The sequence below is a fragment of the Chamaesiphon sp. OTE_75_metabat_556 genome (assembly GCF_031378165.1).
In the GTDB taxonomy this organism is placed as follows: domain Bacteria; phylum Cyanobacteriota; class Cyanobacteriia; order Cyanobacteriales; family Chamaesiphonaceae; genus Chamaesiphon.
This window is the reverse complement of the sequence record NZ_JANNDR010000574.1, coordinates 1-7701: the sequence shown is the minus strand read 5'-3', so window position 1 is coordinate 7701 and position 7701 is coordinate 1. Positions and strand designations below refer to the sequence as shown.

Sequence of the window (7701 nt, the reverse complement as noted above, 5' to 3'; positions counted from 1 at the left end):
TCCCGTTGAATACTACCCCCAACCAGCGATTCATCAAGGTTTTACCCCGCTGATTGGCAAAGCTCCCCCATAGGATAAATATTGATTCTCCCGCAGCTAAACCACTATTCAACTCGATAACGGGAGCCTGATGTCGTCCGAATCGAAACAACCCCCGATCCTTGAGCCATTCGACGAGCGGATGTAAATCCCACAAATATTGCTGCTGGGGAAAACTAGTTTCCAGGCGACGAGCTTCTTCCCATGCTTGCATGATCTCACTCGGTCGATCGTTGAGTTGTAATAGTTGTTTATCTGACGGACGGATTTCTGGTGGTAGTCGTTGATAGCGTCGCTCCAATTCTGCGGGTATTTGTAACTCGATCGATCTTCGATCTGGTTGGATATTTAGATTGGGGATGGGTGTATCCAGTGCTTGCAGGGCGGTAGCTACATAATCATAGGTAGAATCATACAAGCTCAAGCTCTTGCCCTGCTCGACTGTGGGCGATAATACCTCCTCCTCAGTGGTATTCAGGCTAGTGTCATCGGGATTTTCAAACCAAGCAAAGATATCGAAATCGCATCCTTTGGCTGCATTGGTTTCTAACTGTGCCTCAAATTCTGCCGCAGATACCCCCGACTCGATCGTTTGGGCGGTATATTCCTCCTCTGCTTGAGCGTCGAATACGCCCATAAATACCGAAGGATCGCCAATATTCTTAATCGCTTGCTCGTCTTTGTTTAACAATACTTTGATAATCCGTTCGACCTCATCCATCCGTTCTAATTGCGATCGCGTGAGCAAATAGCGAATTTGGGGTGCTCTGGTTTGCCCATAGCGATCAATTCTGCCATTCCGCTGTTGGAGCGTCATTAACGACCACGGAATATCAAAGTGAATTAATTTATGACTGAGATAATGTAAATTTAAACCCTCCGAAGCTACTTCGGTGGCGAGTAAAATCCGCACCTTAGAATTTTCTTGCCCGAAAGCTTCAACCACCTGATTCTGGTCGGTATCTGGCATACTGCCTTCTAATACCGCGATCGCTTCTGGCTTGAGTTTAAGATCGATCGTCAATCGCTCCTTGAGCAATCTCAAGCTTTCTAATCTACTGGTAAAAATTACCAAGCGGTCTTGGGGATCTTTGCCATTCCAATCAAAATCTACCTGGATTAATTTTAATAATCGCTGATATTTACTGAACTGCTCGATCGATACTTGCTCCAATATCTGGGCTAGATCTGTTAATTCATGCAGATCTGGATCGGTACTATTTACGCTACCCCTCAGCAGTTTTAATCGATTATTAACAGTCTCCAAACAAGCTGCTGGACTAGAGAGAAAAGACTTGAGCAGAGTAGTTTTAAATAACTGCTTACCCTTACGATTACCATCGATTCCTCCCAATTGAAGCTGTTCTAACGCCCTAAATACTCGTTCTTCTACCTCTGAAGCTTGAGCTTCGACTGGTGCTACTTGCCGTTCGGGAATACTCAGTCGTAGATCCCGCAATACATCCTTCTTAAACCGCCGGACATAGAGATCGCCGATGTCTTGTTTCGTGTAATCTGACTCGTCGGCGATCGCGGTCGGATCGAGCATATTCATCAGACTGGCAAAACTCTCTGGACGACCATCATGGGGCGTAGCAGACAGCAGAATCAGCGTATCCGATCTGTTTGCCAACCGTTCGGCTAACTTCGCCCGTTGGGAGGCTCCTTGACCCCGTTTCGCCACATTATGCGCCTCATCGATGACGATAATATCCCAATGCGCCTGTTCTAAGTAGACCCGATACTCCCGATCTTGCTTGAGTGTATCGATCGAGATAATCGTCCGATCGTAGTAGTGAAAGGGATTATGGTTGCCAGGAATTTGCAGCCGAATCCGTTGAATCGTGCCAGAGTCCAATCTCACCAGCGGAATGGTAAACCGCACCCAGAATTCCTTCTGAAACTGCACCATCATCGATTTGTTAGTGACAACCAAAATCCGCTTCCCGCGATCGCGGCGAATTAGCTCGGACACCAAAATCCCGCATTCCAGTGTCTTCCCCAACCCCACTGCATCAGCAATCAAAATCCGTTGTCGGGGTGCCGCCAGAGACTTATAAGCAGGATAGAGTTGATAATCCATCACATCCATCGCCGCCTGCTGTCCCACGTAGGTTTTGCCGTCTTCTGGTACCGTTTGCCGGAGGTGAGACTCGATAAATAGTAAGCTCTCCACGTAACCGTGAGAACGATCGGCAATTAGCTGGGTATGTTCGGGCTGAAGCACTTCCAAGTCAGTTTCGAGTTCTTCAATGAACCTCACCGCTCTACCGCGAATAAACTCCGATACCCCGATCGCTTCAATTACCCTGCCACCATCAGTAGAGCGGCTGGTAGACTTCACCAACCACTCCGCATCGCGACACAATATTCTGGCTCCAGGGGCAATCGAGCTTTGGATTGTCATTTTTAATTTGAGTACTGATTTTTCGATCGTACCTCAATTATCTTGCCAACCTGAAGCTCCGGTCTATTCTCTGCATCCAAGTTCGATCGACCTGACGGCGAGGCTATGTACTTCTACAAACTCCAATGGAAGCTACTCAGTGTCTTTTGCTGTTGTTTGACTGTCTCTATTTGTGATTGAAGTTCGACCAGTCGATCGAAATCTCGAATTATCGCCTCTGCTTCTTGCTGTGGAGGGATAACGATTTGTAATTCCTTCAATCGAGCTAACTGAATTAGCGGGATAGTCGCACCAGAACTAATAGATCGCAGTAGATATTGACCCATTTCTGAAGATAAATACATGAACAAAACTTTAGGTTGGATCTTATCTTTACAGCGCAAAATCAGACAAGATTGATTGACAACCCAAGGAATATCCTTTGTTAGATCTGCTGCATTAGAGACAATTGACACTTTCCCTGTATTGGCTTTGACTGCGATTAATATATCTCCTGATTCGAGAAAATAATTAGGATCGGTTTTGCTACCTTTTTCAATAGTGACTACACGAGTTGGATTCTGAGCATAACCATATTCGGTGAAATCACCGATCGTTATCTCCAAAGCTTCAATACCTGCTTCAGTATTGCTATCACCTGATACTTTTTGCTTGAGTGGGGGCCGAACAAAAGTCACTAAGTTTTTTAAGCCGACCCAGCCCCAAACCCCTTTGGATGCTAGGTGGAAGACCCCCAGATTTTGTGGAATCTCTGGGGGTCTTCCCTTTCGAGAGGAATTACATCCCCTTGGCATGGGGAGATAAATTTGCATAAACTGAGAGTGGTTTTTATGTTTCTTCGCCATTTGTCAATTGTTGAAGAGGGCGATTTTTCTTAGGCAGCATCCGAGCTAGGAAGACTTTTGGTGTAAGCCTCGATCGCTTTTTGATGAGCTGGCGTATCAGAATTTATGAGCCAGTCCAAGACGATCCGAAGATTCCACAACACGCGAACGCTACCAGGCGGATGAAACCAGTAGATTTTCTCCGTCAAAACTTCACGCCGAAGTTGCTTCAGTGTGTCGGCTGACAAGCCGCTACTGGCAACCATCTCTTTCGTTCGCACGAATGGAAATGCTGTTAATTTTGGATCTCTGATTTTTTTACGATCGGTCATAGGCGAACTCCGTGTTTTAGTGTGGACAGGGCTGGAAAAGTGGGTTTTTAGGGGTAAAGCCATCTTAAAATGAAATACCAAGGCAATCATGTGATGTTAAAGAACTCCTGTGTTTATTACTGAGCAAAGTTTTCAGGCGTTTTCTGCGAAATTAGTCTGTCTTTACGTTGTCTAGATTTCGATCGTATCCATTTACCTCGATGATCTGTCTTTTCAATATTGGAAAGCTTACTCTTCCGCAAAACTGTAGAAAGCTTCTCTCTCGATCGAATCATTGCTTACTAAATCGTTAAAAGAATGAAGTGCTATTTCCATATCAGTTGGATTATCTAATCCAAAATATGTTTTATCTCCTTCCATAATCAAACCTCCACAAATAGATATTCTTTAGCGATCGCGTGAGCATAAGTATCAAGCAAAACCCGTTTATCATGCCCAGTTTGTTCAGCTAACGCGATCGGATTTGCACCATTAGCTAAGGCGTGAGAAATGGCAGAATGTCTCAACGCATAGGGTTTGCGATACTCGATGTTGCAGATTTCTAATATTGTTTTCCAACACCTCGCTCGAAAGCGGTTATCGTCGATCGCACCCCCTTTAGGAGCCGGAAACACCAAGTCATCAGGTTTGGGCTGTAATTTCTGATATCGCATCACTAGAGCCGCTTGCAATGTTGGCGAGATCTGAATCGTTCGAGCCTTACCTGTCTTGGTTTTCAGGCTATGGTGTCCGCGACTGATACTTTCACCAATCCAAGCGGTGGTATAGTCCGCCCCCAAATGCTTCCACCGTAAACCAGCAGCCTCACCAAATCGAACGCCTGTATTAGTCAGAAATGAAATAAAGTCAGAGTAATAGCGATATTGGGGCTGTTTGGCGATCGCGGCTCGAATTGCCTGTAATTCTGCGATGGTAAAGAGCTTAACCTGCTGTCTTGGTAAGATCTGGAACCTTACAGCAGCATCCACCCAAGGATTATCGGGAGCCAAATGGTACTTATCTTTAGCCCAATCCCAACACGATTGAATCAACCAGCACCGTTCCTTCGCAGTGCGACCAGAGATGGTTTCTTGACAGATCGCCACAAAATTATCGACCTGACGCTTCCCGATCGTGTGAGCGGGTTGATTGAGGTACTTTTCGAGCATTCTGACGATCGGTTTATAGCGAGACTCGATCGACGATCTAGAAACGCCTTTGTACTTGGCTTGGTGTTCGCCAAACAGCCGAAAGAGTTCGGGTGCTAATATCTCAGTCGCAGTCTTACCAATCGTTCGAGGGCGATATTTAAGTAAAGTGCGATCGTAGTGTCCAGTCTGCCAATCTAGTTCGATCTCAGCTTTCTTGATCTGAGCTAGCGATCGACCGACAGGTGTATCTTTAACACCAAGAGCGAGAGTATGTCTCTTGTCTCCATCGTGCCAGCGCAATCTCAGCCGACCTTCATGGTTTTCGATTTGAATCTTCATTAAATTAAGCGGGGTAATGAGCGGGGTAAAATTGACCCCCATTAACACCCCTTAACCCACTTAGCAAAAAGCTTATTGACAATACAAATGTTCCTGAAAAGTTATAGTACTTCCCAGAAACCCTTATTTATCAACCTTTCCAACCCTATGGACGTACGCCGACTCGAACGGCGGACCTCATCGATGTCAACGATGCGCTCTAACCAACTGAGCTATACGTCCTTGCGGCTCCTTAGTATAACATTAACAAATCTGATGCGTCAAGGCTCAAATTTTTGCATCGATCGATCGAGTTACGATCCAGATGACCCAAAAAAGATCGAGCATAGTCAATTGTTAGTACTCGATGTTAAGATAATCCAATGTCTCCAAGGTTGGCCGATCGGTTTAGGCAGCGGACTCATAATCCGCGAGCGGAAGCTCTAGACAGGTTCGATTCCTGTACCTTGGACTTTACAATAAAGGCTCGTGCCTAATCTGTGCCTAGTGACATGCTAGTTGAAATCATCCATTCCTCCCATTTGGGGATATTGATTTTATACTCAACGTTCTTCGATTCCCCATCTAGTTGACTCAAATCGTCGCCATCTAAATTCGGAATGAGTAGAAAATGCGTACCAGCGATCAACAGTGAGTCTTCAGGCTTGGCTATTGCATGACAGATCGCCTTGCGGATTTGGTAGGAACTCATCTTGCCTGCGAAAATTTGGGCGGCCTTAGAGCTTGTCACCCACTGCTGCTGGGGCGGTTTTTCTAGATACTTAACGCGAGTTTCCAATAAAGCCATTTGTTGTCGTAACAGGGCTAGTTCGGGATTAGACATACTTATTACTTTCAATTTGTATGTTTTCAATGCTGCTAAAATTTGGGTCGAGTCTCCAGGCGAGCGGGCTTTCCGCCAACGACCGATCGGAGCGGAAATAAGGCTAGTTATGGATGAGTCCTTTCCCACCCCCAGTTTCCGATCTCGAAGGCTGTTCTGGTGACGTGATAGAGTTCGCCATTCTTTGTTTTTATCCACACGTCATCAAGACTAAAACGTTCGACTGTCGCAGATTCAATTGCTGGGACTACGCTTGGAATTTTGTTAACCCCATTCCTAAACCAAGCCTGCGGATATTTCGGGCTGGAGTGAGAATTTCGCCATACTCGATCGCCGATCTGGATGCGATTCGATATCTGGGGTGACTCTACTTTCAAGATTGCCGAACGATGAATCTTTCTGTAACCGGATTCACCAGCTATCAGCACTAGATCTTTGTCCACCGAGGCAACTCTTAGTGGATTCCCACTGCGTCCGTAGACGATCGAACCGATCTGAATATCAACACTCATACTCCACCTCCAAATTCTCAAGATCGATATGAGAAAATGGCGTATTTCGATCGTTTGCATCGCTCGTATCGTCTGCAAGATTGGTAAAGTCTCGCTCCTCTGTCGTCTTAGCGCAGACGATACCTTCTGGGTCGATCGTCTGCTTATCGTCTGTATTGCGAGTATCGTCTGCCAGATCGTCTCGATGAGAACTCTTGCCCCGATCGGCATTGAGGCTATCCGCAGACGGTACAGACGGTGCAGACGATCCAGACATTTTTACAGCTTTTTCTAGATAGATAACTCTGGTGCATTTGCGACCTTCGGTGAAATATGCCACTTTGATGCCCTGTTCTTCTAGATCGGGTGCTAACCGATTTAGTTGACGGCTGAGGCTGTTATGCGCCTTGGGGAAGTGTCGCGACCGCCGAAGACGGCGCGCAAGCTTCGATAAGTAGCTGGATCGGTATGATTTGCTAATTCCTCTAGTAACTCGGACGCGGTGCCTTTCCAGACTAGATCGGTATTCTCCATGAGGCGAACGATCGCTTCACCAACAGGTGATGACTCGATTACTACTCGTCTGGACTCCTCTCGGATCCGGTTGAATACCTTCATAAAATCGCCTTCTTTTAATCCAATTGCTTGCTCGCTCGCGATCGCAAATAGGGCATAGTCTGCCATTCGAGGTAAATTTTGGGTTTTGGCTCTAGTTTCGGGAATCCGAGCTAATGTTTGGCTCAGTGCTGTAAGTAGTGCCCCTAAAGTTCTGGGTCTAGCTGCTGCCACCTTTGCATTTAGTTCGGCTTGGGGCAGTCTCTTGTCTTCAGTAATCTCTAATAGTTGTGCCCCCAGTACTCGATCGGCTAGATCGTCACGAGTTACTAGAGCATCGATCGCGGTGATGATTTGGGGGCGAGTAAACTCGAAGGTCGTTTCCTCGTCCGTTGTATGTAGAGTGCGGGTACTAAATCCGGCGTTGCTGAATTGATGTATGATGTAGCGATCGAGGCGGACAAATATTATTCAAAATGGGATAGAAGCTTTGGCTACATTTAATAGTTAGCTGAATATGAAACGGGAACATCCCAGAACTTGAGATAGTGAACTAGTAATCTAACTGAATGTGCCAGCATTTCTTTTGACTTAGAATAGCAAAGTGTCTTGCGATGAAATCTAGCTAAATAGTGTCTAAGTCTTGGATTTTCTCCCTCTACTCTGGTCATATAAGTTTTACAGATAATTTGGTCTCGGTCACGGAACAAACATCGGATAAACTGGCCATCCATCTGTGACATAAAAATAACATTTCCAGC

The 7701-nt window shown here is 45.9% G+C and carries 9 protein-coding genes, 2 tRNA genes and 1 pseudogene; 1 reads left to right on the top strand and 11 read right to left on the bottom strand.

What is annotated here, in order from left to right; all coding sequences use genetic code 11:
* The 6 genes from RMO27_RS22615 to RMO27_RS22590 all read right to left on the bottom strand — a co-directional run.
* Positions 1-2446: DEAD/DEAH box helicase (locus RMO27_RS22615; protein WP_309736788.1), on the bottom strand; the 2446-nt coding region annotated here is incomplete at its 3' end.
* A gap of 113 nt (positions 2447-2559) precedes the next feature.
* A complete protein-coding gene (locus tag RMO27_RS22610; protein WP_309736787.1) occupies positions 2560-3123 on the bottom strand; it encodes a restriction endonuclease subunit S in 564 nt (187 codons plus the stop codon).
* A 197-nt stretch (positions 3124-3320) separates the two neighbouring features.
* Positions 3321-3602: a hypothetical protein gene (locus RMO27_RS22605; RefSeq protein ID WP_309736786.1), complete on the bottom strand. Its 282-nt coding sequence runs from the start codon at positions 3600-3602 to the stop codon at positions 3321-3323.
* Between the two features lie 228 nt (positions 3603-3830).
* Complete coding sequence (locus RMO27_RS22600; RefSeq protein WP_309736785.1) at positions 3831-3962, bottom strand: hypothetical protein; 132 nt, start codon at positions 3960-3962, stop codon at positions 3831-3833.
* A gap of 2 nt (positions 3963-3964) precedes the next feature.
* Complete coding sequence (locus RMO27_RS22595; RefSeq protein WP_309736784.1) at positions 3965-5071, bottom strand: site-specific integrase; 1107 nt, start codon at positions 5069-5071, stop codon at positions 3965-3967.
* A gap of 148 nt (positions 5072-5219) precedes the next feature.
* Positions 5220-5293: transfer RNA gene (locus RMO27_RS22590), tRNA-Val, on the bottom strand.
* Between the two features lie 146 nt (positions 5294-5439).
* Between RMO27_RS22590 and RMO27_RS22585 the strand changes: the two genes are divergently transcribed.
* Positions 5440-5522: transfer RNA gene (locus tag RMO27_RS22585), tRNA-Ile, on the top strand.
* Positions 5523-5543: 21 nt separating this feature from the next.
* Here the strand turns inward: RMO27_RS22585 and RMO27_RS22580 are convergent.
* The 5 genes and pseudogenes from RMO27_RS22580 to RMO27_RS22560 all read right to left on the bottom strand — a co-directional run.
* A complete protein-coding gene (locus tag RMO27_RS22580; RefSeq protein WP_309736783.1) occupies positions 5544-5894 on the bottom strand; it encodes a hypothetical protein in 351 nt (116 codons plus the stop codon).
* Between the two features lie 107 nt (positions 5895-6001).
* Positions 6002-6406, bottom strand: a complete 405-nt coding sequence (locus RMO27_RS22575) for a hypothetical protein (protein WP_309736782.1) — start codon at positions 6404-6406, stop codon at positions 6002-6004.
* Positions 6396-6725: a hypothetical protein gene (locus RMO27_RS22570; RefSeq protein WP_309736781.1), complete on the bottom strand. Its 330-nt coding sequence runs from the start codon at positions 6723-6725 to the stop codon at positions 6396-6398. The genes RMO27_RS22575 and RMO27_RS22570 overlap by 11 nt, the downstream gene beginning before the upstream one ends.
* A 38-nt stretch (positions 6726-6763) precedes the next feature.
* Positions 6764-7174 (bottom strand): hypothetical protein, encoded by a 411-nt coding sequence (locus RMO27_RS22565; protein WP_309736780.1) that lies wholly within the window; start codon positions 7172-7174, stop codon positions 6764-6766.
* A 266-nt stretch (positions 7175-7440) separates the two neighbouring features.
* Positions 7441-7701 (bottom strand): annotated as a pseudogene (locus tag RMO27_RS22560) (IS1 family transposase); the annotation flags it as partial.